General features: G+C 64.3%; 23 protein-coding genes. 14 read left to right on the top strand and 9 right to left on the bottom strand.

Translation table 11 applies throughout. From position 1 onward, the window contains the following. The first annotated feature begins 2 nt into the window (after window positions 1-2). The 12 genes from CEY05_RS03030 to CEY05_RS02975 all read left to right on the top strand — a co-directional run bounded on the left by CEY05_RS03030 (window position 3) and on the right by CEY05_RS02975 (window position 12,973). A complete protein-coding gene (locus CEY05_RS03030) occupies window positions 3-872 on the top strand; it encodes a branched-chain amino acid ABC transporter permease (RefSeq protein ID WP_088595898.1) in 870 nt (289 codons plus the stop codon). Further along, window positions 865-1,818, top strand: a complete 954-nt coding sequence (locus CEY05_RS03025; protein WP_143220263.1) for a branched-chain amino acid ABC transporter permease — start codon at window positions 865-867, stop codon at window positions 1,816-1,818. The genes CEY05_RS03030 and CEY05_RS03025 overlap by 8 nt, the downstream gene beginning before the upstream one ends. A 3-nt stretch (window positions 1,819-1,821) precedes the next feature. Next, window positions 1,822-2,574 (top strand): ABC transporter ATP-binding protein, encoded by a 753-nt coding sequence (locus CEY05_RS03020; RefSeq protein WP_088596208.1) that lies wholly within the window; start codon window positions 1,822-1,824, stop codon window positions 2,572-2,574. After that, window positions 2,561-3,283, top strand: coding sequence for an ABC transporter ATP-binding protein (locus CEY05_RS03015; protein ID WP_198952656.1), 723 nt, complete (start codon window positions 2,561-2,563; stop codon window positions 3,281-3,283). The genes CEY05_RS03020 and CEY05_RS03015 overlap by 14 nt, the downstream gene beginning before the upstream one ends. A 207-nt stretch (window positions 3,284-3,490) precedes the next feature. After that, on the top strand, window positions 3,491-4,354 hold the full coding sequence (locus tag CEY05_RS03010) for a VOC family protein (protein ID WP_088595895.1): 864 nt from the start codon (window positions 3,491-3,493) through the stop codon (window positions 4,352-4,354). Between the two features lie 46 nt (window positions 4,355-4,400). Next, window positions 4,401-5,462, top strand: coding sequence for a zinc-binding dehydrogenase (locus CEY05_RS03005; RefSeq protein ID WP_088595894.1), 1,062 nt, complete (start codon window positions 4,401-4,403; stop codon window positions 5,460-5,462). Further along, window positions 5,459-7,078 (top strand): ABC transporter substrate-binding protein, encoded by a 1,620-nt coding sequence (locus CEY05_RS03000; RefSeq protein ID WP_088595893.1) that lies wholly within the window; start codon window positions 5,459-5,461, stop codon window positions 7,076-7,078. Before CEY05_RS03005 ends, CEY05_RS03000 begins: the two co-directional genes overlap by 4 nt. 10 nt (window positions 7,079-7,088) lie before the next feature. Continuing rightward, a complete protein-coding gene (locus CEY05_RS02995; protein ID WP_088595892.1) occupies window positions 7,089-8,060 on the top strand; it encodes an ABC transporter permease in 972 nt (323 codons plus the stop codon). A gap of 1 nt (window position 8,061) precedes the next feature. Continuing rightward, the gene (locus CEY05_RS02990; protein ID WP_088595891.1) at window positions 8,062-8,946 is read left to right on the top strand and encodes an ABC transporter permease; all 885 of its coding nucleotides are present in this window, start codon (window positions 8,062-8,064) and stop codon (window positions 8,944-8,946) included. Between the two features lie 49 nt (window positions 8,947-8,995). After that, on the top strand, window positions 8,996-10,537 hold the full coding sequence (locus CEY05_RS02985) for a class I adenylate-forming enzyme family protein (RefSeq protein ID WP_088595890.1): 1,542 nt from the start codon (window positions 8,996-8,998) through the stop codon (window positions 10,535-10,537). Further along, window positions 10,534-11,298, top strand: a complete 765-nt coding sequence (locus CEY05_RS02980; protein WP_088595889.1) for an SDR family oxidoreductase — start codon at window positions 10,534-10,536, stop codon at window positions 11,296-11,298. Before CEY05_RS02985 ends, CEY05_RS02980 begins: the two co-directional genes overlap by 4 nt. Before the next feature lie 46 nt (window positions 11,299-11,344). Beyond that, window positions 11,345-12,973 (top strand): ABC transporter ATP-binding protein, encoded by a 1,629-nt coding sequence (locus tag CEY05_RS02975; RefSeq protein ID WP_088595888.1) that lies wholly within the window; start codon window positions 11,345-11,347, stop codon window positions 12,971-12,973. Window positions 12,974-13,014: 41 nt separating this feature from the next. Here the strand turns inward: CEY05_RS02975 and CEY05_RS02970 are convergent, their stop codons facing one another. From CEY05_RS02970 to leuB, 4 genes are all read right to left on the bottom strand, one after another. Further along, the gene (locus CEY05_RS02970; protein ID WP_198952655.1) at window positions 13,015-13,866 is read right to left on the bottom strand and encodes an amidohydrolase family protein; all 852 of its coding nucleotides are present in this window, start codon (window positions 13,864-13,866) and stop codon (window positions 13,015-13,017) included. 7 nt (window positions 13,867-13,873) lie between these two features. Continuing rightward, window positions 13,874-14,851: a tripartite tricarboxylate transporter substrate binding protein gene (locus CEY05_RS02965; RefSeq protein WP_088595887.1), complete on the bottom strand. Its 978-nt coding sequence runs from the start codon at window positions 14,849-14,851 to the stop codon at window positions 13,874-13,876. A 164-nt stretch (window positions 14,852-15,015) separates the two neighbouring features. Continuing rightward, window positions 15,016-15,792 carry a FadR/GntR family transcriptional regulator gene (locus tag CEY05_RS02960; RefSeq protein WP_088595886.1) on the bottom strand — a complete coding sequence of 259 codons (777 nt, stop codon included), beginning with the start codon at window positions 15,790-15,792 and terminating at the stop codon, window positions 15,016-15,018. Continuing rightward, a complete protein-coding gene (leuB, locus tag CEY05_RS02955; protein ID WP_088595885.1) occupies window positions 15,776-16,942 on the bottom strand; it encodes a 3-isopropylmalate dehydrogenase in 1,167 nt (388 codons plus the stop codon). The genes CEY05_RS02960 and leuB overlap by 17 nt, the downstream gene beginning before the upstream one ends. 197 nt (window positions 16,943-17,139) lie before the next feature. Here leuB and CEY05_RS02950 point away from each other — a divergent pair, with 197 nt between their 5' ends. Next, window positions 17,140-17,490: a hypothetical protein gene (locus CEY05_RS02950; RefSeq protein WP_088595884.1), complete on the top strand. Its 351-nt coding sequence runs from the start codon at window positions 17,140-17,142 to the stop codon at window positions 17,488-17,490. 103 nt (window positions 17,491-17,593) lie between these two features. On the opposite strand, the gene CEY05_RS02945 is transcribed toward CEY05_RS02950, so the two are convergent. The 5 genes from CEY05_RS02945 to CEY05_RS02925 form a co-directional block, all read right to left on the bottom strand. Then, window positions 17,594-18,721, bottom strand: coding sequence for a DUF4272 domain-containing protein (locus tag CEY05_RS02945; protein ID WP_088595883.1), 1,128 nt, complete (start codon window positions 18,719-18,721; stop codon window positions 17,594-17,596). Between the two features lie 115 nt (window positions 18,722-18,836). Further along, a complete protein-coding gene (locus CEY05_RS02940) occupies window positions 18,837-20,183 on the bottom strand; it encodes an MFS transporter (protein WP_088595882.1) in 1,347 nt (448 codons plus the stop codon). A 32-nt stretch (window positions 20,184-20,215) separates the two neighbouring features. Then, window positions 20,216-22,282: a hydantoinase/oxoprolinase family protein gene (locus CEY05_RS02935; RefSeq protein WP_088595881.1), complete on the bottom strand. Its 2,067-nt coding sequence runs from the start codon at window positions 22,280-22,282 to the stop codon at window positions 20,216-20,218. 42 nt (window positions 22,283-22,324) lie between these two features. Further along, complete coding sequence (locus CEY05_RS02930) at window positions 22,325-23,956, bottom strand: hydantoinase B/oxoprolinase family protein (protein ID WP_088595880.1); 1,632 nt, start codon at window positions 23,954-23,956, stop codon at window positions 22,325-22,327. Between the two features lie 56 nt (window positions 23,957-24,012). After that, window positions 24,013-24,432: an Lrp/AsnC family transcriptional regulator gene (locus CEY05_RS02925; protein WP_088595879.1), complete on the bottom strand. Its 420-nt coding sequence runs from the start codon at window positions 24,430-24,432 to the stop codon at window positions 24,013-24,015. 357 nt (window positions 24,433-24,789) lie between these two features. Between CEY05_RS02925 and CEY05_RS02920 the strand changes: the two genes are divergently transcribed. Next, window positions 24,790-25,365: a TetR/AcrR family transcriptional regulator gene (locus tag CEY05_RS02920; protein WP_088595878.1), complete on the top strand. Its 576-nt coding sequence runs from the start codon at window positions 24,790-24,792 to the stop codon at window positions 25,363-25,365. Window positions 25,366-25,369 lie beyond the last annotated feature (4 nt).

The raw sequence follows: 25,369 nt of genomic DNA, 5'->3' as shown, positions 1-25,369 counted from the left end.
TCATGCTTGCGCAACTGATCGTCAGCGGGGTTGCGGTGGGGTGCGTCTACGCGCTCATCGCCCTGGGGATGACCATCCTCTTTCGCTCCACCACCGTCGTCAATTTCTGCCATGGCGAATTCTTCATGCTGGGGGCATTCGCGGTGCTCGTGCCCCTGCAGACCCTGGGGTGGGGCTATGGCTGGAGCATCCTCTTTTCCCTGTGCCTGCTGTTCATCGTGGGCATGGCGGTGGAGCGCGGCCTGATGCGGCCGCTGCAGCATGCGCCGCATATCAGCCTGGCCATGATGACGGTGGCGCTGTCCTATCTGTTCAAGGGCGTGGCGCGCTTCTTCTACGGCAGGGAAGTGGTGGCGCTGCCGCCGTTGCTGACGGGCGATCCGGTGTTCTTCGGCGAGGTGGTGCTGACGCCGCAGGACATGCTGATCATGGGTGTGGTGCTGGTGGTCGTGGTGGCGTCCTGGCTGTTCTTCCAGAAGACGGAGATCGGCAAGGTGGTGGAGGCGGCGTCGGAAACTCCGCGCGGCGCCTCGCTTTCCGGCATCAACGTGCCGCTGCTGCGCAACCTGATGTGGGGCGCGGGTGCCACCATGGGCGCCCTGGCGGGCATCCTCATCGCGCCTAATACCCTCGTGTACCCGGACATGGGCGGGCATATGCTGGTGCGCGGTTTCGCGGCCATGACGCTGGGGGGCTTCGGTTCACTGCCCGGCGCCGTGGTGGGCGGCATCGCGCTGGGCGTCGTGGAAAACCTGGCGGGCGGCTATGTATCCAGCGCGCTGGTGGAGATCACCGCGTATGTGGTCATCATCATCGTGCTGCTGATACGCCCGCAGGGATTGCTTGGAAACTGGAGGCGTGCCCGTGTCTGAACCCCATAAGAAACGCCTGCTGCCCTGGCTGCTCGCGTTGGCGCTGCTGCTGGTGCTGCCATTGGCGGTGAACAATTACGTGCAGTTCGTCGTCAACACCATGCTGGTCTACAGCCTTGCGGCCATAGGCTTCAACGTGGTGATCGGCTACCTGGGCCAGCTGGCCTTCGCCAATGCGGCGTTCTTCGGCATCGGCGCCTATGCGGCAGGCCTGTCGATGGCGCACCTGGGACTGCCGTATCCGCTGGCGCTGGTGGCGTCGGCGGTGGTGGGTGGCCTGGCGGGCGCGCTGGTGGGCCTGCCCGCGCTGCGGGTGCGCGGCTACTACCTGGCCATCGTGACGCTGGCGTTCGGCGAACTGATGCGCTGGATCTATGTGCACGCGGACAGCGTCACCTATGGCGCCAGCGGCTTCAACGTGCCCCAGGTGGTGCTGTTCGGCCGCGGCCTGAACGAGACGGGCAAGTACTACGTCTTTCTGCTGGTCGCCTTGCTGGGCCTGGGCGCCACCCGTTTCCTGGTGAAGTCCCGCATCGGCCGGGCCTTCGTGGCGGTGCGCAACAACGAAGCGGCAGCCGCGTCGACCGGAGTGGCCGTATCGCGCACCAAGGTGGTTGCCTTCGCCTGGAGCGGCTTGATCGTCGGCCTGGCGGGCGGCCTGTATGCCTTGCTCAATGGACGGGTGTCGCCGGACACCTTCGGCCTGTCGCAGATGCTGATGCACTTCGCCATCGTCATGATCGGCGGGCTGGGCAGCCTGGCCGGCGCCATCATCGGCGCGGTGCTGCTGACCGGCGCACCGGAGCTGCTGCGCAATTTTCCGGGGCTGGAGGAAATCGTCTTCAGCCTGCTGCTGATGGCGGTGCTGTTCCTCATGCCGCGCGGCATCGGCGGCCTGATCGCCGACCGTATCCCGGGCGCCCGTGAACGCCTGTACCAGGAGTAGGCCATGCTGCGTGTCGAGAACATGACCGTGCGCTTCGCTGGACTGACCGCCGTCAACGACCTGTCGTTCCAGGTGCAGCCGGGCGAGATCTTCACCATGATGGGGCCCAATGGCGCGGGCAAGACCACCGCCTTCAATGCCATCACTGGCTTCGTGCGGCCCGCGGCCGGACAGATTTCCTACAAGGGCGAGTCGCTGCTGGCGCGCACGCCGGATGGCATCGCCGCGTTGGGCATCCGGCGCACCTTCCAGAACAACGGCATCCTGCGCGAGATGACCGTGCTGGAGAATGTGCTGACCGGGCTGGAACTGGCCATACCCCACGCATTCTGGCGCACGGTGATAGGCGCGCCGTCGGCGCGGCGGGCAGAGCGCGAAGCGGTGGCCAGATCCCGCGCCATCCTGGCGCGCCTGGGCATAGGGGAGTTGGCGGACCGTGTCGCTGGCGACCTGTCTTTCGGCCAGCAGCGCCTGGTCGAGATCGCCCGCGCGCTGGTGGTCGATGCCCAGCTCATCATGCTGGACGAGCCGGCAGTGGGTCTGTCGCCAAGCGACCGCCATCATCTGGGCACGGTCCTGCGCACGCTGGCCGGGGAGGGTATCGCCATCGTGCTGGTGGAGCACGTGCAGGATCTGGTCATGGCGGTTTCGGATCGCATCCTGGTGCTGAACTATGGCAAGTGCCTGGCCGAGGGCGAGCCCCAGGCCGTGCGCAACAACAAAGCGGTGCTGGAGGCTTATCTTGGTCAAGAGTGACGTGCTTCTCGAAGTCGCCGGCCTGGCGGTACGGCATGGCCGTGTGCCCGCGCTGGCGGGTATCGACATCGAACTGCGCCAGGGCGAGGCAGTGGGCTTGCTGGGGGCCAACGGCGCGGGCAAGACGACCCTGCTGAATGCCTTGTCGGGTTTCCTGCCGCACGACAGCGGCAAGGTCACCCTGTTCGGCGCCACGATGAAGTCCGGCGCGCCGCATCGGGTTGCCCGCGCGGGTTTGCTGCAGGTCTCGCAGGACCGCGACCTGTTTCCCGAGCTGAGCGTGCGCGACAATCTGCGCCTGGGTTGCCTGGCGCGCGCGAAGGCGCGTCATGCGCGTAACCTGGAGCGGGTGTTCGGCTATTTCCCCCGCCTGAAGGAACGCCTGGACCAGCGCGCCAACACCATGTCTGGCGGCGAACAGCAGATGCTGGCCATAGGCCGTGCCTTGATGGCGGAGCCACGCATCATCCTGCTGGACGAGCCGTCGGCGGGATTGTCGCCGTTGTTCGTCCAGGAGATCGGGGCGATGATGCAGGCGCTCAAGCGCGAGGGCGAAGTGGCCTTGGTGCTGGTGGAGCAGAACATGCGGCTGGCCGCGCGCGTGGTCGACCGCTTCTACATGCTGCGTGCCGGGCAAGTGGTTGCGCAAGGCCTGGCCCATGAACTGGAACACGACCACGAGCATCTGGCGCGGGAGTTCTATTTGTAGGCGCGATGCCCGCGTGGCGGCGCTGTGTTCATGAAGCAGCCAGAAAACTTGGCAAGGCCGTGAATAAGCAAATAGGGGGGAGTATTTATGGCTCGGCTTGCCGATCGCTTTCCCACTTGATTGCATATTCTCATAAGAAAGCAGTCGTTCACCCGAGCCAAGATCACGTGCGATCCTTGCAGCTCTTCAGCGAGCAAGGAGTACCTGATGTCACTGCCTTCCGTGACCGGACTGGATCACTACATCATCCGCGTCAACGACCTGGCCTCCACTACCGAGCAATATAAGAAGCTTGGCTTCTCCCTGGCACCCCAGGGACGCCATCACAGTGGTACGCGCAACCAGACCTTGATATTGGATTCCAACTATCTGGAGTTGCTGTATTTCCCTCCGGAGCAGCGCGCGACGTCCCGTTTCAAGCACTTTCCCGATGAATACGAAGGACCGGTTGCCGTCGCTTTGCAAACCACGGATAGCGCGGCGGTGCAGCGTGAACTCGCCACCGTCGGCATTCGGGCCGAAGCGCCCGTAAGCGGCGGACGTCCTGTCCATCTGCCTCAAGGTTCGGAAGACGCCGCCTGGCTCAATCTGAATTTTCCCGAAGGGGTATTCGGCCTGCCCGATTATTTCACTTGCGGCCACTTGACGCGCCATCTCGTCTTTCGCCCCGAGTGGCAGGTACATGAGAATACGGCGCGCCGCATCGAGTTCCTGGTCGCCGTGCATCCGGATCCCGCCAGCCTGCGCGAACGCTATCAGGATGCGTTCGGCGCCATCTCCATCGGGCGCGCCGGCGCCGACGGTTGGTTGCTGCAGCGTGGATCATTACGGCTGCAGTTCCTCACGCCCAGCGCCTTCTCGAAACGCTATGCCGGCATCCAGCCGCCGGCTACGCAGAGCGAGGGATGGCTGGCCGGATCCGTCATCGGCGTGCGCGACATCGACGTCACGCGCAAGGTGCTCGCCCGTAACGGCGTCGCCACGCACGACGGCGCCAACGGCGCCATCATTGTCGACCCGGCCCATGCGGCAGGCACCTTGCAGGTGTTTGTCCAGGAGGCGTGGTCGTGAGCCGGAAGCGGCGCGCGACGCTGGAAACCATCAAGAAATCTGAATCATGAAAGCCATCGTATTGCACGAACATGGCGACAACGAGAAGTTGACGCTGGATGCCCATTTTCCCGATCCGAAGCCGGGCCCCGAGGACGTCGTCGTCCGGGTGCGCGCTTCGTCCTTGAACTATCACGATGTTTTCACCCGGCGCGGCATGCCAGGCATACGCCTGAACTTCCCCATCATCATCGGCCTCGATGTCGCGGGCGAAGTGGCCGAAGTCGGTACCGCCGTCAAGGACTGGAAGCCCGGTGACCGCGTACTGGTCGATCCTATCGATCGTGTAAATGGCGGTCTGGTCGGCGAGACCACGCATGGTGGCCTGGCGGAGTTGTGCCGGGTCGGCGCGCATCAGTTGATCAAGCTGCCCGATGAGGTGAGCTTCGCCGAGGCGGCCGCGCTGCCTGTGGCCTATGGCACCGCGCTGCGCATGATGGAGAACGTGGGCCAGATCCAGCCTGGCGAAAAGGTGCTGATCCTGGGCGCCAGCGGCGGGGTGGGCGTATGCGCCGTCCAACTGGCAAAGCTGGCCGGCGCGACAGTCATCGCCGCCGCCGGCTCGAAGGAGAAAGGCGATCGGCTGCGCGAGCTGGGTGCTGACGACATCATCCTCTACACCGAGGAAGATTTCGTCAAGGCGGTTCACACGCGCTACGGCAAGCCGGCGCGCCGCCGCAACGCCCCCGATGGGGGTGGCGTCGATGTGGTCGTGAACTTTACTGGCGGCGAAACCTGGGTGAAGTCGCTGCGCTGCCTGCGTCTGGGCGGCCGCCTTCTCACTTGCGGCGCGACCGCGGGCTTCGATCCCAAGGAGGATCTGCGCTTCATCTGGACCTTCGAGTTGAAGATATTCGGCTCGAACGGCTGGGATCGCGAAGATCTTTATCGCCTCATCGAACTGGTGCGCACCAGACAACTCAAGGTCCTGATCGACAGGCAGTGGCCACTTGAACAAGGCGCGCAGGCATTGGCATCGCTGGAGGACCGCAAGGTGTTCGGCAAGGTGCTGGTGGGTGACTGGGCTGAGGCAGGCGGCACGGCCTCACAAGACAAGGAAGCATCATGAGCAATAAAGGTTTGTCGCGCCGCGACTTCCTGATCCGTAGCGGCGCTGGCGCCGCACTGGCTGCCAGTTATACCTGGGCGAGCGCGGCGTTCGCGCAGACGGCCGAGCCGCGCCGCGGGGGCACGTTGGTCGCCTCCTGGGGCGGCTTGGAGCCGCAGGCGCTGTTCGTCCCCGGCGGCGGCGGTTCCAGCCCCTTCCAGACCTCCACGAAGATCCTGGAACGGCTGTTGAAGCTGGACGAAAAACTGGCGTTCCAACCCGTGCTGGCCGAGACCGTTACGCCATCGGCTGACTTCAAGCAATACACCATCGTTCTGCGCAAGGGCGTGAAGTGGCACGACGGCGCGGATTTCGACGCGCGCGATGTCGTGTTCAACTTCGAGCAGCACTGGAAGCCGATCTCCGCGGGCATCGCACTCAAGGCGTTGCGCAAGGTCGAGGCGACGGACAGCCATACCGTGCTGCTGACGTTCGAACAACCGACGCCGGAGTTCTTCCTGAAGTCCACGCTGGCGGGGCAATACCAGCTCGTCGTGCCGCGCCATCTTTACGAAGGCAAGGACCTCATCACCAATACGCTGAACAATACGCCGGTCGGTACCGGGCCCTGGAAATATGGCCAGTGGGTGCGCGGCAGCCATGTGCAGTATGCACGCAACGAGGCCTATTGGCGCCCGGGGCGGCCGTATGTCGACAAGCTGATCATCCGCTGGTGGGCCGACCCTGCTTCGCGGGGCGCCGCGCTGGAGACTGGCGAACTGGGGTTGGCTTACTCGAATCCTGTCCCGGCGCGCGACATCGACCGCCTGGTGAAGACCGGCAAGGTGACGGTGGATACACGTGGCTACGAGAATTCGGCCTGGACTGTCACGGTGGAGTTCAACCAGCGCCGCGACATCGTCAAGCGCAAGGAGGTACGCCAGGCCATCCTGCATGCCATCGACCGCCAGTTCATCGTCGATACCATCTACTTCGGTCGCGGCAAACCCGCTATCTCCCCGGTGTTCAGCAACAATACGCTGTTCTATACCGACGACGTCCCACGCTACGCCTTCGATCCGAAGAAGGCGGCTGCGCTGTTGGACGCCGCCGGGCTGCCGGTGAAGGACGGCAAGCGTTTCACGGTGAACCTGCTGGCAGCCGCCTGGTTCGAAGAGAACGCCAAGTTGGGCCAGTACCTGAAGCAGGCGCTGGAAGACGTCGGTATCGCGGTCAAGCTGGATACCGCCGACCGCGCCACGTCGCTCAAGCGCATCTACGGCGATTACGACTACGACATTGCGATCTCCAACTTCACCGCGCCGCTGGAACTGGTACCTACGGTGACGCAGTTTTTCACCACCGACGGCATCGTCAAGGCTGCGGCTTTCCGCAATGCGACGGGGTATTCGAGCAAGGAAATGGACGATCTGGTCCGCCGTCTCACTATCGAAACCGATCCCGCCGCGCGCAAGAAACTGGCGGCCGATTTTGCCAGGCTGGCGTCGACGGACGTGCCCATCGTTCCCCTGGTGGAAATGCAATCCTTCACGCTGGCCGGAAAGAAGGTCCGCAATTTCACCACGGGCGCCAATGTGCAGGGTGAATCCCTGGACGACGTCTGGCTGGACGCCTGAGGTCCGCGCCATGATCGTCGGTCTGATCCTGCGCCGTCTCGTCCAGGCCATACCATTGTTGCTTGGCGTGGTGGTGCTGAACTTCACCCTGATCCAGATGGTGCCTGGCACGTTCCTCGACGTGATGACCGCCGAGCAGCAGGTGACCGATCCGGCCCTGATCGACCGCCTGCGGGTGACCTACGGGCTCGATCAGCCGCCGGCCATGCAGTTGCTGAAGTACGTCGGATCGGTGGCGCGGCTGGATCTTGGCTATTCGTATCGCCACAATCTGCCTGTACTCGACGTCATCATGGCCCATCTGCCCGCCACCTTGCTGCTGATGCTGGCCGCATTGGCGGTGGCCGTGGTGGTGGGCACCGTCGCGGGCATCGTTTCAGCGATGAAGGTGAATACCTGGTGGGACACCGCGGTTTCGATCTTTGCGGTGCTGTGCTTCGCCGCGCCCAGTTTCTGGCTGGGCATCATGCTGATCATCCTGTTCTCGGTGAAACTGGGCTGGTTCCCGGTCGGCGGCATGCTCACCATCGGCCTGGACGAGGGCTTCTGGACCCAGGCACTGGATATCCTGCACCACCTGACCTTGCCCGCGCTGACCCTGGGGCTGTTCTATAGCGCCAACTATGCGCGCGTCATGCGCGCCTCGATGCTGGAGGTCAGCCGCATGGACCACGTGCGTACCGCGTACGCCAAAGGGCTGACACGAGGCAAGGTGATCGTGCGCCACGTGGCCCGCAACGCCTTGCTTCCCGTCGTTACCCTGTTCGGGCTGCAACTGGGCGCCGTGCTGGGCGGCAGCATCGTGGTGGAGGCGGTTTTCAGCTGGCCCGGCATAGGCGGCGTGTTGTTCGACAGCGTGATGAGCCGCAACTACCCGGTGGTGCTGGGCATTCTGGTCCTGAGCTCAGCGGTGGTAATCCTGGCGAACGTCCTGGTGGACATTCTGTACGTGCGGCTCGATCCGCGCATCAAGGCGAATTGACATGGCCCGTTCCGCAACCTTGCCGTCGGCACCTGCCGCGAGCCAACGGCGCAAGGATCATTTTGCAGCCCGCTTTGCCCGCAATCGCGGGGCGCTGGCAGGCGCCGTGGTGCTGCTCGCGATCATCGTGCTGGCGCTGGCCGCCGACCTGCTGTACCCGGGCAAGCCCCTGCGCATCGTGGCGGCGCCGGAAATCTGGCCGTTCTCGTCGTGGCGCTATCCGCTGGGCACGGACTCCCTGGGGCGCGACATCGCGGCCATGATCGTGCACGGCGCACGCGCCACGCTCCTGATCGGGCTGGTGGCTGCCTGCACCGCCACCGTGATCGGTGTGACGGTGGGGGCGGCCGCGGCGTGGGTGGGTGGCTGGACGGAAGAGGTCCTGATGCGCCTGACGGAGCTGTTCCAGATCATCCCCAACGTCGTGTTCGTGCTGACCATCGTATCCGTGCTGGGCCCGCATATCGGCAACATCACCTTGGCGGTAGGGCTGGTCTCGTGGCCGCCCATCGCCAGGCTGACGCGCGCCGAATTCCTGTCGTTCAAGGACCGCGAGTTCGTGCAGGCTTGCCGGGCAGTGGCCTTGAGTCCCTGGCGCATCGTGTTCGGCGAGATCCTGCCGAATGCCTTGCCGCCGGTCGTCGTGATGGGTTCGCTGGTGGTGGCGGGCGCCATTCTCTACGAATCCGTGGTGTCCTTTCTCGGCCTGGGCGATCCCAACGTGGCCAGTTGGGGCCGCATGGTGGGCGAAGGACGCAGCCTGATCAGGTCCTCCTGGTACCTGTGCGCGGTGCCAGGTGTCGCCATCATGCTCATCGTGCTGGCGTTGAACCTGGTCGGCGACGGCCTGAACGATGCCTTGAACCCCAAGCTGCGCAAGCGCTGAGGGCCCGGGGTGATTTCACGCTTCGCATCCTCTTTTTCCACGCATTCCAATGACTGAATCCCTCTACAACCTTGGCGATCTCAACGACGCCACGCTGTCCCTGGACGTTGCGGCGATCGTCGACCTGCGCGATGCAGCCGCGCCGCGCCAGTACACCCATGCCGATGCGCGCGGCCTCGCGGGCGGGGTGGCGCGCTGGCTGCAGGCTCAGGGCCTGCCGCGTGGCTCCCGCATCGCCATCGCATCGTTGAACCGTGCGGAATACCTGTTTGCCTACTTCGGCATCATGCGGGCCGGCTATGTCGCCGTGCCCATCAACATCAAGCAGCCGCAGGAAACGCTGGACTATGTGTTGGCCGACGCCGGCATCGCCCTGGCGTTCACGGATGGGCCACGGCGCGGCGCCTTCGCGGGCCGCGTGCCGGTGGTCGACTTCGACGATGCCGGTCCGGACGGATTCGCCGCGCTGATCGGGCCGGCGGACTTCGACAGCGTGCGTCCGGCGGCCGACGAGGTCGGCCAGATGCTGTATACCTCTGGATCGACCGGCAAGCCCAAAGGTGTGCCGCTGACCCACGCGGGACAGCTGTGGGCATTGGCGGTGACGTCCTTGCCGCGCCAGCCGGAACAGCAACGCTATCTGTTGGCGCAGCCGCTGTTTCATATGAACGGCCTTTTCATGGCCAAGCGTGCATTCGCGATCCACGCGCAAATCGTGATCCTGCCGGGCTTCGATGTGGACACCTATGTGGACGCGTTGGAACGGTACCGCATCAGCACCCTGACCGCGGTACCCACCATGTTCGCGCGCATCGTCAAGGATACGGAGCGACTGCGTGGCCGGGATTTCTCGTCGCTGCGGCGCGTGATGCTGGGGTCGGCACCGATGACGCAAGACCTGCTGGGCCGCATCCGTGCCGCCTTCCCTGGTACGGAATTCAGCCACGGCTACGGAACGACCGAAGCCGGTCCGGCTGTCTTCGGCCCGCATCCGGACGGCATTCCCACGCCGGGGCTGGCGTTGGGCTACCCCCTGGAGCCTGAGCAGGTGCGCCTGGTCGACGGCGCCGACGAGAACCAAGGGGTGCTCCTGATGCGCAATCCCGCGGTATTGGCGGGATATCACAACCTGCCGGAAAAAAGCGCGCAGGTTCTGAAGGATGGCTGGTACCACAGCGGCGACGTGATGCGCCGTGACGAGCAGGGATTCTTCTACTTCGTCGGGCGGGCGGACGATATGTTCGTCTGCGCGGGGGAGAACATCTACCCGGTAGAAGTCGAGAAGCTGCTGGAGCGTCATCCGGACGTCAGCCAGGCCAGCGTTGTGCCCTTGCCGGACGAGGAACGTGCGCACGTCCCGGTCGCCTTCGTCGTACGGCGAGCGGGCAGCGCCCTGGATGCCGATACGCTCAAGCGCTTCGCCCTTGCGCATGGCCCGGCCTATCAACACCCCCGCCGCGTGCGCTTTCTGCCCGAGCTGCCGTGGGCGGGTACCAATAAAGTCGACCGCAACGTCCTGATTCGCCTGGCCCGGGAACTGGAAGCCGGCCAGGCTTGGAACCGTCTTGATAAAAAGGAAATAGCTGCATGAGCCGTTTCGATCTGAATGGAAAGATCGCCCTGGTAACGGGCGCCAGCCGCGGCATTGGCCGCGCGATCGCATCGGCGCTGGCGCAACAGGGCGCCAGTGTCGTCATCCACTACAAGCAGGCCGACGATGCGGCGGCGTCATTGGCCGCGCAGATCCGCGCACAGGGAGGGCAGGCATGGACAGTGGCGGCCGACCTCGCCGCGCCGGACGGCCATATCGTGCTGGCGACGGGTCTGCAGGCCATCCTGCGCGAGGCGCGCGCGGATGCGTTGGATATCCTCGTGAACAATGCCGGCGTGGGGTTGCGGGCTCGTATTGCCGATGTGCGTCCGGAAGATTTCGACCGGGTCTTGCAGGTCAACCTGAAAACCCCTTTTTTCCTCATCCAGAAACTATTGCCGGTGCTGCGCGACGGCGGACGCATCATCAACGTATCGTCAATGGGCACCAGGGCCGCATATCCGGAAATGAGCGTATACGCGCCCGCCAAAGCTGGCCTGGAAGCCTTGACGCTGTTGCTCGCCGCGGAGCTGGGCGCGCGTGGCATCACGGTCAATGCCGTATTGCCGGGCGCGACGGCGACGGATCTGAACGAGCGGGCACGTGATCCCGAAAAAGCCAAGGTCATCGCCCAGACGGTTGCGCTGGGGCGTGTGGGGCAGCCCGACGACATTGCCGATATCGTTGCATTTCTCGCCAGCGATGGCGGTCGCTGGATCACCGGTCAAAGCATAGATGCCACTGGTGGCCAACGCATTTGACTACGCTTTCCCTTAACTTTGCTTTCCGCCCTGGCGGACCTGTGTAATGACTGCCTTGCTTTCCATCCAGAGTCTTACCGTGGCACTGCCCTCCGGCGGTGACCGTCCGCACGCCCTGGCAGACGTCGATCTGGAAGTGCGCGCCGGCGAAATCCTTTGTGTGGTGGGAGAGAGCGGATCCGGCAAGTCCATGACCGCCGGTGCGGTGCTTGGCTTGTTGCCGGATGGCGTGCGTGCCAGCGGCGGGCGTATCCTGTGGGACGGCGAGGATCTACTGGCCGCGAGCCCGGAGCGGCTGCGCCGCCTGCGCGGTAAGGAAATCGGCATGATCTTCCAGGAACCGATGACCGCGCTGAATCCCTTGCGCACCATCGGTGACCAGATCGCCGAGGTATTCCGCGCCCACACCGGCTTGCGCCGCAATGAAATCAGGGCGCGCACGCTGGCGTTGCTGGAGTCGGTGCGTATCCCAGACCCGCCGTCGGCCCTGCGCGCGTATCCGCATGAGCTGTCGGGTGGGCAGCGCCAGCGCGCCATGATTGCCATGGCGTTGGCGCTCGAACCGAAACTGCTGATCGCCGACGAGCCGACCACGGCACTGGACGTGACGACGCAGGCGCAGATCCTGCACCTGATCCACGACCTGCAACGGCGCAAGGGCACGGCGGTGCTCTTCATCACGCATGACTTTGGCGTCGTCGCGGAAATCGCGGATCGGGTGGCCGTCATGCAGCACGGCCGGCTGGTGGAGACCGGCCCGGCCGAGGTCGTATTGAATGATCCCCGCGACAGCTACACGCGGTCGCTGATCGCGGCCGTGCCCCCGCTGCACCCCGCGGCGCGCGAGCGCCGAGGCAATGGGCAGGCCGCACTGACCCTCACCGGTCTTTCCAAGACATATGGCAAGCGTCATTGGCTCAAGCGTAACGCGCGCGTCACGCACGCAGTGGATGACGTGTCGCTGGTCGTGCCGGCGGGAAGTACCGTGGGCATCGTGGGCGAGAGCGGGTCCGGCAAGTCGACGCTCGCCCGCACCGTGCTTGGCCTGGTTTGTCCGGAGGCGGGCGAGATGCTTGTGTATGGCGAAGCCGTCAGATTCAAGCATGCGGCGGAGCGTCGGCGCCATGCCGCGCAGGTGCAGATGGTGTTTCAGGATCCCTATGGATCGCTCAATCCGCGGCATCGAGTGGGCGACATCGTGACGCAGGGGCCTGTCACGCATGGGGTGCCACGTCGGCAGGCATGGGAGAGAGCGCTCGAACTCTTCGAACTCGTGGGGCTGGGCGCGGACGCCTTGAACCGGTATCCCCATGAATTCTCCGGCGGCCAGCGCCAGCGTGTGGGCTTGGCGCGGGCACTGGCAATGGAGCCGAAAATACTGGTGGCCGACGAGCCCGTATCCGCGCTCGACGTTTCAGTACAGGCGCAGGTGCTGGATCTGCTGGCCCGCCTGCAGGAACAATTGCATCTCTCCATTTTGTTCATCACGCACGACCTGAGGGTGGCCGCCCAGGTGTGCGATCAGATCGCGGTGATGAAGGCGGGCAAGATCGTCGAACAGGGCGACAGCGCCAGGATCTTCAACGCGCCGGCCCATCCTTACACCCAGGCCTTGCTGGCGGCGGTACCGGGCCGTCTCTGGACGCCTGGGGCCGGGCAGAAGAGGGTGGCCTGAGGCGTTGTCCTATGGACGGGGCACACGGCGACCGGCCGTCATCAGAAGCCGTACAGCCGCGCCGGATTCTCGGCCAGTATTTTGGTTCGGGTGGGCTTGTCCGGCGCGATTTCGGCCAGCAGTCCGAAGAGGATCGCGTCGTCAGGCGCATTGCCCTTGGCCGACTCGGTGGGATGCGGCCAATCGCTGCCCCATAGCATCCGGTCGGGGGCGATCTCGACCAGGCGCCGCGCCAGTTCCACCGCGTCCGCATAGTGCGGTGCGCCTTGCGCGCTGACCTTGTAGAAACCGGACAGCTTCACATAGGTCGCGCCGGCGCGCAGCAGGTCGGCCAGGGTCTGGTATTCCGCGCCATCCAGGGCCGTGGCCGGGACGTGCCCCATATGATCGACCACGACGGGGTAATCCCGCTGACGCAGCAGCGCAGGCCCCAGCTCCCGCAGCACTTGCGCGGAAGTGTTCAATTGCACATGCCAGCCCCATTGCGCCACGCGCTGGCCCATGCGCTCGATGGCGTCCTGGCCCGGCCCGCCGGGCCGCGACAGATTGAAGCGGATACCGCGTACACCACCCGCATGCAGCCGCGCCAGTTCGTCGTCGTGGATGTCCTCCGCGACGACCGCCACCGCGCGCGTGTTGGCCGGCCCCAAGGCCTGCACCACATCCAGGATGAGGCGGTTGTCCGTCCCGTAGGTGGAGGGCTGCACGATCACCGCCCGCGTAAGACCCAGCCTGCGCTGCAACGCACGGTAGTCGCTGATCGGCGCGGGCGGTGGCCGCAGCACCGCGTTGGGCAGGGCAGGATAGCTTTCGTCGTAAATGTGGAAATGGCAGTCCGTGGCCCCCGCAACGATAGCGTCTCGCGCGGATGGGGTAGGGCGGGCGGTATCCATGATGTCGTTACTCCGAGCGGATCTGGGCTTTCTCGACGATTTCCTTGTTGTTCATCAGGTCCTTCTTGACGAACGCGGCGAACGCATCACGCGTCATGTCGAAACGGCTGACGCCCATTTCATCGAGCCGCTTTTGCACCTCGGGGTCTGCCATTGCCGTCTGCAAGGCCTTGTCCAGCTTGGCCACGACGTCAGGTGGCGTGCCCGTTGCCGCGAACAGGCCGATCCACGTCGTCGCCTCGATACCCGCCACGCCCTGTTCCTTGAGGGTCGGGACGTCCGGCAGCATCTTGCTGCGCGTGGGGCCCAGTTGCGCGATGGCCTGTATCTTGCCGGCCTGGATCTGCGGCAGGGAGGAGTTCAACTGATCCACCATCGATTCCACCTGTCCCGCCATGACGTCGGAAATCGCCGGTCCGGAACCCTTGTAGGGTACGTGCGTCAGGTTCAGCTTGGTCTGGAGCTTGATGCGCTCCAAAGCCAGGTGGTTGGAAGTGCCGCTGCCCGGGGTCGCCACACCGACGCCCTTGCCGCTGGCTGCCGCCTTGGCGAACTCGGCCCAGCTGGTGATGTGCGATGCCTTGGATGCCGTCAGCACCAGGGGAACGGACTGGATGCCGCCAATCGGCACGAAGTCGCGCAAGGGATCGTAGGGCACGTCCTTGTAGACGAAGGGCGCGATGCTCAAGTTGGCGGTGCCTAGCAGCAAGGTATAGCCATCCAGCCGTGCGCGCTGCACATACTGGGTGCCGATGATGCCACCGGCGCCGGCCCGGTTTTCCACCACGACGGACTGGCCCAGCGCCTTGCCGAGGGCGGGCGCCAGGATGCGCGCGGTGAGATCATTGTTGCCGCCCGGTGCAAACGTCACCACCACCGTGACGGGGTGGTCGGGCCAGGAAGACTCGGCCGCCGCGGTCGCGGGCCAGGTCATGGCATAGGTCAACGCACCCGCGGCCACCATGGCCGATACCAATTTACGCATCTGTCTCTCTCCATCTGGCGTGATCGTCGCTGTTTCAGCGGGATGCGCCGGTTGTTGCGCCGCCGAGGGCGGCAGGAACTTGCTTTTTTAGTCAGACGTTTGTCTTGTACAAACAGGTCTGACCTCTTTCTGCGCAGGCAAGCCTGGGATTTGCCTGCGTGACGTCAGTTCGTGCCTTGGGAAACGCGCAGGAACGCGTTGTCGATGTGGGTACGCGTGGCGTCCCGGGCGGCCGCGGCATCGCGTGCCATGATGGCATCGACGATGCGCTGGTGTTCGGCCATGATCGTCTTGGAACGCCGTGGCAGATCGCTTTCCGCGAGCAGCATCTTGGAGATGGCAGCACAGCGCAGGATGGGCGTACGAGTGGCCAGCATCAGCTTCTCGTAGAACGGGTTGTGGCAGGCCGTGGCGATGGTGAAGTGGAAGGCCACGTCCAATTCCTGTGACGAAGACAGGCTGCTCAATGCGGCGGTCAATTCCTCGTGGGCGCGCAATATCAGTTCCCTGTCGCGGTCGTCCGCGCGCTCCGCGGCGAGATACGCGATTTCCGATTCGATGCCGCGCCGGATCTCGAAGGTATATCGCACATCCTCCAGGCTGCGCACCTCGGAAAAGAGGGCGCAAGCCGGCTCGGCGCCCGCGCTGCGCCGCACATAGGTGCCGGCGCCCCAACGGATATCGACGACGCCCGCCTGTTCCAGGCGCGAAAGCGCCTGCCGGATGACCGGCCGCGAGATGCCGAACAGCGTGGCCATTTCCAGCTCGCTGGGCAGGCGCGCGCCTTCGAACATCCCGGTGTCGCGGATGATCTGCAGGATCTTGTCATAGGCTTCGCCGACGCGGCCGCTGCCAGGCTTGGCGCGCGGCGCGGGCGCTGCTGCCGCTGCCGGCGCCGCGCGGAGTTCGGGCGCCGGACGTGGTTTAGTCGACCGTGCCATCGAGGGCCTCCAATGCCTGGATGACCTGGTCCGCGAATGCCTGCGTGGAGACGACCGGCAGGGCCGGGTCGGCCAGATCGCGCGTGCGTGCCCGCTGCAGGGCGACGTCGACGGCCTTTTCCAGCAGGCGTGCATCCTGGGGGCGATTGAACGTGCCCTCCAGGGCCATCGCCAGGCTGAGGATGGCGCCGCAGGGATTGGCCACACCTTTGCCTGCGATATCCGGGGCGCTGCCATGGACGGGTTCGTAAAAAGCGCGGCGGACGCCGGGCCGCAGTTCCGCGCCGAAGGACGCCGAAGGCAGCATGCCCAGGGAACCCGTGATGGCCGAGGCCGCATCGGACAGGATGTCACCGAAAAGATTGTCGGTCAGGATGACGTCGAACTTCTTGGGCCGGGTGATCAGTTCGGCGGCGCAGGCGTCCACATACAGGTGGTCGAGGGCGATGTCGGGGTAACGGGCATGGCGCGCCTTGACCTCTTCGCGCCACAGCACGCTGCTTTCCATGACGTTGCTCTTGTCCACCGACGTGACGTGGCGGCGCCGGGTGGCGGCCAGCGCGAAGGCGAAGTCGGTGATGCGCACGATCTCGTGCGTCGTGTAGACCTGCGTATTGACGCCGCGCCGTTCGCCGTTTTCGAGCGAGGTAATGCCACGCGGCTCACCGAAATAGATGCCGCCGATCAATTCCCGGATGACCACCAGGTCCACATCGGCGCTGACGTGGGGTTGCAAGGGCGAAACCCTGGAGAGTGTCTCCAGCGCCTTGACCGGCCTGACGTTGGCGAAAAGGCCCATGGCCTGGCGGATACGCAGCAAGCCGAATTTGCGCCGCACGTCCGCGGGGATGGGATTCGCCTCCAGGGTGCCGCCGAAGGCACCGAACAGGACGGCGTCGACATTGAGCAGGTCCGCGAACACTTCTTCCTTGATGAAGTGGCCGGTGGCGTGATAAGCCTCGGCGCCGAACAGTTCGTGGCGCAGGTTCACATTGATGCCACGCCGCGTGGCGAACCATTCCAATACCCGCACTGCTTCCGCGGTGACCTCCTTGCCGATGCCGTCGCCGGGCAACACGATGAGGGTGTACGCGGAGGAAGCGGATTGGCGTTGAGCGTCTGTTGCCTGGGCGGCGGTTGCAGCGGTCATGGGTCTTGTCTCGTGAACGTGAATTGATTTTGGCGATCTTAATACCTGGGCTTCGTAGAGGTCAAACCTCTTTTTTACCTTTCCCAGTTCGACTCCGGCCGTCATGAACTTTACAAAACGATGCCTTTTTGACGTTTGAAGCTCTGCCGTTTGGGGCATACTCCCCACCGCTTCACGTCCCAGGAGATCAAGGCAGCATGAAAATTATCCCGGTGTTGAGTTTGGTGGTTGGCATCGCAGGGGCGGTTTTGTCTCCCCTGGCACATGCCGAGACGGGCAAGTGCGTACTTGAGGTGAACAAGAAGACTTATCTCGACGGCACCTGCGAAATCAAGATCAATGACAAGCAGGGATCGTTCTCGATAGGGGCGGGCGACAAGCATCGATCCAAGTACTTCGCCTATGTCAACATCGACGAGGATGGGGCGCATGGGTACTGGAATGAGACGCCTGACTCGTCCCACGCGCATTCCGACCTGGGTGACCTGAAGCGCGATGGCGCCTGCTGGGTCAACGCCACGGCGCGCGTGTGTGCGTATAAGAAGTGATTGAGCCAACGCGGGACTGACTACGCCGCGCATTCAGCCCCTGCATTCAGCCTTGATTCAGCCCCGACGGCCCTTATGCCGCGGGGCTTGTCGCTCAGACTGCTCAAGTCGGGGTATCGACGTCGTCCCAATCCGCGTTCTCGAATCGCACGAGCCAATTCAGCGCATAGTGGCGTTCCTGGATCACGCCAGGCATGAATTCGGCGGGCGGATTGCCCCTGCCCAGCGAGGCCTCACGCGTGACCCAGTGCAGCCGGTAGTACAGGTCCAGCGCATCGAGTATCTCGGTGGCTGGACGCAATTGCGCTTGCGTGGGCCATTGCTCCGAGGCCGTTTCCAGGAAAATCCTGACCAGTCCGGGCACATCGCATATTCCGGGAGGCAGCGACAGCGTGGGCAGCAGGCCCAGCGCCCACCCAAGCAGCGCCAGGCTCTCGTAGCGCCAGGTCATCTGGACGATGGCGTTCTCGGCTGGCGTGTCTTCATCCAGGAAGGCCTGCTCCTGCGGTGTCAGATAGGCAAAAGCGGGCGCCAGGCGTTCTTTCAGGCGTTCTATCGTCAGCGGGCCCTCGTCGCTTTTCAGGCTTTCGGCACGTACGGCTACCGTCAGCAAGGCCATGGCGCGGCCGGCAACCTCGGCCGCGGGACGCAAATTCACTTCAGTCTCGCTGATCAGCGGCGGCAGCGTCGGGGACACGCGGATGCCGTGCTGCTCCAGCAGCGACTCGCTGCGGTCCTTGCGCTGCCAAGCGGCCGGCGGATAGGGGACCTGGGCCTGCTCGTCCTGGTTGCCAGCCGCGTCTATGACGACACGGCCCTGCGGATCGCGCACGCTGCCGTCCACCATGAACATCACCGCATTGGCCTGTTCGGCCCAGCGCCAGAACGCTGCCTGATTTTCGGCGGGAATCGACACGCTCACATGCTGCCGCACCCTTTGTAAATGCCGCATCAGGTGATACCGCGAGCGCGTCATCTGGCCATCGCCGCGCTTCAGCACGTAACCCACGAATCCCTGCAGGTGTCCGGCAAGTTCCGGATCGCTGAGGTCTCTCCTGCCTAGCAATTCATGGGGGAAGTCCAGCGGCGGCAGCGTCGCCACGGTGGCGTAAGCGTTGATAAGTAGCGGTTCGCCCACGGCGGATTGCGTGCCGCCATGCGCGGCAGTCCCGGCGGCGTCAGTGGAGGAGGGCTGGCTACCGCCAAACAGCTTCTTGAATCGTTCGAGCATCGTTTGCCTGTTCTGGTTTGACGTCAATCGACGCGACTTTATCAGGTTCCGTTGCGCTTTCCTGTAAGACGGGATGACTCAGCCCCGCCCTGAACCGTGGGTCGTGCCTGCCGACCTAGTCCCCTCGCATGGGCTGTCCAGTGAGGTCTCGCGACGAGGCCAACGCGACAAGTCCGATCACCGCGCCGAACATCAGATAGTAAGCGGGGAAGATCCGATTGCCCGTGACATCGATGAGCCACGCGTTGATCATGGGGGCGGTACCCGCGAACAGGGCGATGGTCACGTTGTAGCTGACGGCCATCGCCATGAAGCGCACCTTCAGGGGGAACAGAGATGGCACCTGGGCAAAGATCGAAGACGTCAACATCGCCAGGCAGATGTTCAATATCGCAAGCGCCGTCAGTTGCAATGCCAGGTCGCCACCCGCCAACAGCCTGAATGCGGGAATCGCGCAGACCAGCACCGCCAGGCTGCCGGCGATCATGACCTTCTTGCGCCCGATACGATCGGCAAGCACGGCAAAGATGGGGATCAGTACAACCAGTAGCGTCATGGGCGCGAGGTTCATCGCCAGCGCCTGGCCACTAGTCAGTCCCCCCTTGCTCAGGTAAGTCGGCAGGTACGTCAACACCGTGAACAGTGTGATATTGGTCACGATGACCATTCCCGCGGCCTGCAGCATCGCGCCTTTGTAAGCCCCCAGGCGCTGCAACTGTGCCAGGACGCCGATCTGCTGCACCTGGCCGGCGCGTTGAGCGGAGACGAACAGCGGCGACTCTTCCAGGCGATGGCGGATGTAAAGGCCGATCAGTGCCATCGGCGCTGCGAAGAAAAAGGGAATACGCCAGGCCCATGCCACCATCTCGTCGCCAGAGAAAGTTTGGTGCAGCACATAGCTGACAATCGCGCCAAGCAGGAAACCGGCCATGCATCCTACTTCAACCCACGCAGTCATCAGGGTACGGTGCCTGTCTTCGCAACGCTCGGCCACGAAGATGGCCGCCGCGCTGACTTCGCCGCCAGCCGACAGGCCCTGAAGGAGACGGAGCACGACCAGTAACACCGGTGCGCCGGCGCCGATCATGTCGTGGCTGGGGATCAAGCCTATGCAGAAGGTCGCGGCCGCCATGACAAAAAGCGTCATGTTGAGGACATTCTTGCGGCCGAAGCGATCCCCCAGCGCGCCGCAGACGATGCCGCCGAAGGGACGGGCAAGGAAGGCGATCGCGAATGCGGCAAACGAGGCGATGACCTGTACGGTCGGCGTGCTGGATGAGAAGAATACTTTTCCCATGACCGCGGCCAGGTAGCCGTACACCGAGAACTCGAACCATTCGATGACGCTGCCCGCCATGGCAGCCATCACCACCCGATTCATCTCCTGCTTTTCCGCGCCGCAAGCGCCGCGGCTGGAACTTGCTCCGGTGGGTACCGCGACATTCTCGTAGTTACTGTTCATGATTTCCCCTTGGTTTGTTGGTGCACTGTTGTTCAGCGGCTTGCCACGGTGACATCCAGCCAGCCGTGGGCGGTGATGGAGGTGGTGTCGCCTTCATGCAGGATGACTGTCGTCGTCTCCGCCTCGATGACCGCCGGCCCGTGGAAAGTGTGTCCGGCGGACAGGCGCTCCATCGCATACACCGGGACCGAACGCCAGCAGCCGCCGGTAAAAATCTCTTTGTGCCGTTTGATCGGGGCCTCGTTTCCGCCATAGGCCTCTGTGTTGCCGAACTGCTTCGGCACGGGCCCGATCACCGCGACGTGAAGATTGACCAGCACCACTTCCTGGCCGGGCGAGCTATACGTGTAGAGCTCTTCATGGCGGCGATGGAAGCGCTCTGCCAGCGCCTCGCAGGCGGCCGGATCGTCAAGATCCAGGCCGGCCAGGCTTACCTCCACTTCATAGATCTGTTCGCCATAGCGCATCTGGGCACTACGCTCCACACGCAGGCCCGCGCCGTCCTGCAATGCGGAGAAGCCGCAGCGGGAGAATGCTTCGTCCTCCAGTTGGGCATACATCTGCTTGAGCTCGCTGCTGCGCAGGCGGCCCACATCGGCCAGGAAACTGCGCGACAACTCATACTTCAGGTCGCTGGCCAACATGCCCCATGCCGAGAGCACGGACGCGACGGTGGGGACCAGGACACGGCGCACCCCCAGTTCGCGCGCCACCTCCGTGGCATGCAGGCCGGCGGCGCCGCCAAAGCTGAGTAGCGCGAAGTCGCGCGGGTCGACGCCTCGGCGCAATGTCATCAGGCGTACCCCGTCGGCCATCTTGATATTGATCAGCCGCAGTATCCCGGCCGCCGCTTCGATAGCGTCCAGTCCCAGACGCTGGCCAAGTGTGCGCATGGCTTGTTCGGTTGCAGCCACGTCCAGGGCGTTGCGCCCGCCGAGGAAATGGTCGGCGTCCAGGTAGCCAAGCAGGAGATTCGCGTCCGTGACCGTCGGCTGCTGGCCGCCACGCCCGTAGCAGACAGGCCCCGGCCAGGACCCCGCACTTTGCGGCCCCACGTCGAAAATGCCGCCGTCGTCGACGTGAGCAATCGACCCGCCTCCCGAAGCGATCGACAGGATGTCGAAGCTGCGCATCGCGATCCGCTCGCCCGCCAGTCCGCGCTCGGCCGACAGCACAGCCTGTCCATCATTGACCAGCGAGATATCCGTGCTGGTTCCCCCCATGTCGAAGGGAATCAGGTTCGGCTGGGCCGTGATTTCGGCGCACGCCAGTGTGCCCGCGATGCCGCCCGCGGGACCGGACAATGCCGTGCCTGCCGCCAGTCGGGTCGCTTCCCCAACCGAAGTGATGCCACCGTGGGACAGAATGATGTAGAGCTTGTCCGAAAGGCCGGCGTCGACCAGTTTGCTGCGCAGGTTGTCGAGGTAGCGCTTTATGGCGGGACCGACATAGGCATTGACGACCGTGGTGGATACGCGCTCGTATTCCTTGATCTGCGGCAATACTTCGCATGACAGCGAGACATAGGCCGCGGGCATCAATTGCGCGAGCAGTTCGCCGGTGCGCCGTTCGTGCGCGGGATTGCGATAGGAGTGCAGATAGCAGACCGCGACCGATTCCACGCCATGCTGCTTGAGCAGTTCGATCTGTTGGCGCACCGAATCTTCATCCAGCGGCGCAATGACCTCGCCATCCCATCCCATGCGTTCCGCGATACCCCGGCGAAGTTGGCGGGGAACCAGGGGCTCGGGGGGAATCATCGCCAGGTTGTAGCGTTCCGGCTTCAGCCCTTCGCGCATCTCCAAGACGTCGCGATGGCCGGCCGTCGTGAGTAGCGCGGTGCGTGCCCCCTTGCGCTCGAGCAGCGCATTGGTGGCGACCGTCATGCCATGTACGATGCGTTCCGTCGCGCGTAGCAGTCCACGCAAATCCGTACCCAGCAGATCGGCGAGCTGGGCCAATCCTTCCAGCACGCCGATCGACTGGTCTTGGGGCGTAGACGGCGATTTGGTGAACGTGACCTGGCCTTTGCTGTCCGTGGCAACCAGGTCCGTGAACGTCCCGCCGACGTCGATGCCGATGATGTACTTCGCATTCATGCTTTCATAATCCTGTTGTATGAACGGTGCAGGGCACCGGACCTAGATAAGCTCGTCGGCGGCGTCACGGGCTTGCGCGGCGGGCGTGCGTCGGGCAGCATCGCCCCAGCCGCCACCCCCACCCGATGACACGTGCAGGCGATCGCCGGCCTCGATACGGATGCCGAACTCCTTGGTCTTGAGGGTGCGCTCGCCGGTCGCGCCGGCAAGGCGATAGTCGTGGGGAAGGCCGTCCTGGCCGCCGAGGATGCCGGCGGCGCCGTGGCGCGCGCCTTCTCCGGCGGTATGCGCAAGCGCGGGAACCTCGACGCGCAGCACCATGCGCGTGCCCATGCCTCCGCGAAACTGGCCCGCGCCACCGGAGCCGGGGCGGAATTCATGCGTCTCGAACAGTAGCGGGAAGCGCGCCTCGGTGACTTCGATGCTGCCGAACTTGATGCCGCCCACCGAATGCCATTCGCCCGCACCCGACCAGCCATCGCCCGCGGGACTGGCGCCGCCGCCGGGCCGAGCGTGGAACATGTGCCAGATGAAAGGGCGGCCCGTGCGGGGATTGGCACCGGCCACCGAAATGCGGAAGCGGCGGCTCCATCCCCCCATCGCATGCTTGGGGCAGGCCGGCGCCAGCGCGCGGACGATGGCCTCGACGATCTCGTTGGCAGGGTGGGTGGTGGAGAGCGTGACCGCGGCATTCTTGTCCGCGCACACCACGGTGCCCGGCTTCAGGTGCGTGGTGAGCAAGCGAAACGTGCCGTCGTTCTTGGGTATGTTGGCGTCGATCAGGTAGGCAAACGCCATGGCGATCGCCGCTTCGGTGTTGGCGTAGGAAGAATTCGCGAATCCGCGCGATTGCGGATCGGATCCCGTGAGATCGATATCCAGGTTGCTGCCCTGCTTGGTCACGCGCGCCCGGATGGCGATGTCCTCGCGGCCGTGGCCGTCGTCGTCAAGATAGGCCACGCCCTCGTAGACGCCATCGGTCCAGCCCGAGACGACTTCGCGGGCGCGCCGCTCGGCACTGTCCAGGATGCCGTCGACGGCCACGGTCACGACATCCTTGCCGTAGCGCGCCAGTAGCGCCGCGACACTGCGCTCACCCAGGTGCGCGGCGCCCACCATTGCGTCGAGGTCGCCGCGGAAGTCGCGGGGAAGCCGGACGTTCAGCAACAGCATATCCAGCAGGTCATCCCGGACCTTGCCTTGTTCGACCAGCTTGAGCGGCGGTATGCGTAGTCCTTCATGCCAGATCTCGGTCGCCTTCGGGTTGTAGGCGCCATGGGTGGCTCCGCCGATATCTCCCATGTGGGCACGTACGACCGCCCAATAGCAGCGCTCGCTGCCGGCGAAGATGGGCACGAACGCCGTCAGGTCCGGCAGGTGGCTACCACCGTTGTACGGATCGTTCAGCAGAATCACGTCGCCGGGGTGGATGTCGTCGCCGAAACGGCTCTCCACTGCCTTGACTGCCCAGGTCAGCGCGCCCACGTGGACCGGTATGTGGTCCGCCTGCGCGATGAGCCTGCTGCGGCAATCGAGAATGCCGATGGAGAAATCGCGGCTGGCATTGAGTATCTGCGAGTAAGTGGTGCGCAGCATCGCTTCGCCCATCTCTTCGGCGATGGCACTGAGACGGTGCTGGATGACCGATTGGGTAATCGGGTCGACAGTGGTCATTGTGGGAGTCCCTGGTTGTGTGCGGGTATACGGTTGCTTGCGGTTGCTGAACGGCCTCACCGATAGGTCTTGAGCAGGATGCTTGTCTCGGTGTGCCGGATGCCCTTGATCAGGCGGACGCGCTCCAGCACCTGGGACAGGTCGCCAGGGGAATCGGCGCGCAGTTCGGCCATGAGATCCCAACGCCCGTTCGTATCGTGCAAGGCAATGGCGTTGGGCTCGCCCAGCAGGCTGGCCACGACCTCGTGCGTGCGGTTCCCATCCACCTGGATCGCCATCCAGGCGCGCATGTGGGGCGTGTCGCACTCCGGACGCAACTGCACGGTGTAGCCGACGATCACGTGCCGCTCCTCCAGGCGCCGAATGCGTTGCGCGACGGTGCCCCGGGCCAGGCCCAGTTTGGCGGCCAGGCTGGCGACACTCAGCCGCGAGTCGGCGCGGAGCAGGGCGATCAGTCGCTTGTCTATGTCGTCCATGACGGGATGGGTAGTGCGGTCGGGGAACGTGGTTTTAAAAATGAACGTTATTATTTATTCATTGAAAAACTAACGTCAAGCGGTTTTCGAACGCAACGCTCCGAACAGCGGGGGGTGCAGAGGAAAGGGCAGCTGCATGTCAGGGAATGTCCCTATGAGGAATCGGCTGCAACCACAGGGGCGGACCGCGGGATAGAACGATTCGCACGATGGGTGTGCGTACTCAAGCGATCCTGAGCGTGGTTTGCTAATATTTATGGCTATTAAATATTCGATGAAGCCAGGAGTCGCGTCGGCGCCGCCCCAGATGGGCGGTCGACCGCTGGCCCGGGCGAAGCCGGACAAAGGAGAGAGAGGGTGCCGCAGGTCAAGAAAACGGATATGAAGGACGCCATGCTCGCCGCGGCGTTCGAGCTTTTCAGTCGTCGCGGCTATGCCGCGACGACCTTGGCCGAGATCGCACGCAACGCGGGGACGACGGCTCCCAATCTCTACGTCTATTTCGACTCGAAGCTGCACATCGTGTACGAGATCTACGAACCCTGGCTGTTGCGGCAACTCGACGAACTCGCGCAAGCCGTCATGAAGCTGCGCGATCCCCGCAGCCGCTTGCGTCGGCTGGTCATGGGGATCTGGAGCGATATCCCGTCAGCCGACAGGAGTTTTGGCAACGTCCTGATTGAAGCGCTGGCCGGGACCCAGGCGGAGACGCGCAAGCCGCGCGATCTGCTGGATCGCATCGATGTGCTCGTGACGGACCTCTTGCTGCGCATCGTTCCCGAGGCGCGCGCCCACGTGGTCGCCGACCGCACGTTCTCGCGCATCCTCTGGATGGCGTTCGACGGATTCTCGATCAACCAGCGCTTGGGACAGGCCTCGGATCTCGACCGCGCGGCCGAGCTGATGGTGCAGCTGGTTCTGGGCGACGCCTGAACCA

Source organism: Achromobacter sp. HZ34 (assembly GCF_002209485.1).
GTDB lineage: Bacteria > Pseudomonadota > Gammaproteobacteria > Burkholderiales > Burkholderiaceae_B > Bordetella_C.
Note: the sequence above shows the minus strand (reverse complement) of the source record. Positions and strands in the feature narration are given on the sequence as shown.

Coding starts and splice junctions, on each gene's coding strand:
- CEY05_RS03005 (WP_088595894.1), top strand. CDS start 4,401: ATGAAAGCCATCGTATTGCACGAACATGGCGACAACGAGAAGTTGACG.
- CEY05_RS02975 (WP_088595888.1), top strand. CDS start 11,345: ATGACTGCCTTGCTTTCCATCCAGAGTCTTACCGTGGCACTGCCCTCC.
- CEY05_RS02960 (WP_088595886.1), bottom strand. CDS start 15,792: ATGGCACGGTCGACTAAACCACGTCCGGCGCCCGAACTCCGCGCGGCG.
- CEY05_RS03010 (WP_088595895.1), top strand. CDS start 3,491: ATGTCACTGCCTTCCGTGACCGGACTGGATCACTACATCATCCGCGTC.
- CEY05_RS02990 (WP_088595891.1), top strand. CDS start 8,062: ATGGCCCGTTCCGCAACCTTGCCGTCGGCACCTGCCGCGAGCCAACGG.
- CEY05_RS02935 (WP_088595881.1), bottom strand. CDS start 22,282: ATGAATGCGAAGTACATCATCGGCATCGACGTCGGCGGGACGTTCACG.
- CEY05_RS02925 (WP_088595879.1), bottom strand. CDS start 24,432: ATGGACGACATAGACAAGCGACTGATCGCCCTGCTCCGCGCCGACTCG.
- CEY05_RS02995 (WP_088595892.1), top strand. CDS start 7,089: ATGATCGTCGGTCTGATCCTGCGCCGTCTCGTCCAGGCCATACCATTG.
- CEY05_RS02945 (WP_088595883.1), bottom strand. CDS start 18,721: ATGCTCGAACGATTCAAGAAGCTGTTTGGCGGTAGCCAGCCCTCCTCC.
- CEY05_RS02950 (WP_088595884.1), top strand. CDS start 17,140: ATGAAAATTATCCCGGTGTTGAGTTTGGTGGTTGGCATCGCAGGGGCG.
- CEY05_RS03020 (WP_088596208.1), top strand. CDS start 1,822: ATGCTGCGTGTCGAGAACATGACCGTGCGCTTCGCTGGACTGACCGCC.
- CEY05_RS02970 (WP_198952655.1), bottom strand. CDS start 13,866: ATGGATACCGCCCGCCCTACCCCATCCGCGCGAGACGCTATCGTTGCG.
- CEY05_RS02980 (WP_088595889.1), top strand. CDS start 10,534: ATGAGCCGTTTCGATCTGAATGGAAAGATCGCCCTGGTAACGGGCGCC.
- CEY05_RS02930 (WP_088595880.1), bottom strand. CDS start 23,956: ATGACCACTGTCGACCCGATTACCCAATCGGTCATCCAGCACCGTCTC.
- CEY05_RS03000 (WP_088595893.1), top strand. CDS start 5,459: ATGAGCAATAAAGGTTTGTCGCGCCGCGACTTCCTGATCCGTAGCGGC.
- CEY05_RS02965 (WP_088595887.1), bottom strand. CDS start 14,851: ATGCGTAAATTGGTATCGGCCATGGTGGCCGCGGGTGCGTTGACCTAT.
- CEY05_RS02985 (WP_088595890.1), top strand. CDS start 8,996: ATGACTGAATCCCTCTACAACCTTGGCGATCTCAACGACGCCACGCTG.
- CEY05_RS02940 (WP_088595882.1), bottom strand. CDS start 20,183: ATGAACAGTAACTACGAGAATGTCGCGGTACCCACCGGAGCAAGTTCC.
- CEY05_RS03030 (WP_088595898.1), top strand. CDS start 3: ATGCTTGCGCAACTGATCGTCAGCGGGGTTGCGGTGGGGTGCGTCTAC.
- leuB (WP_088595885.1), bottom strand. CDS start 16,942: ATGACCGCTGCAACCGCCGCCCAGGCAACAGACGCTCAACGCCAATCC.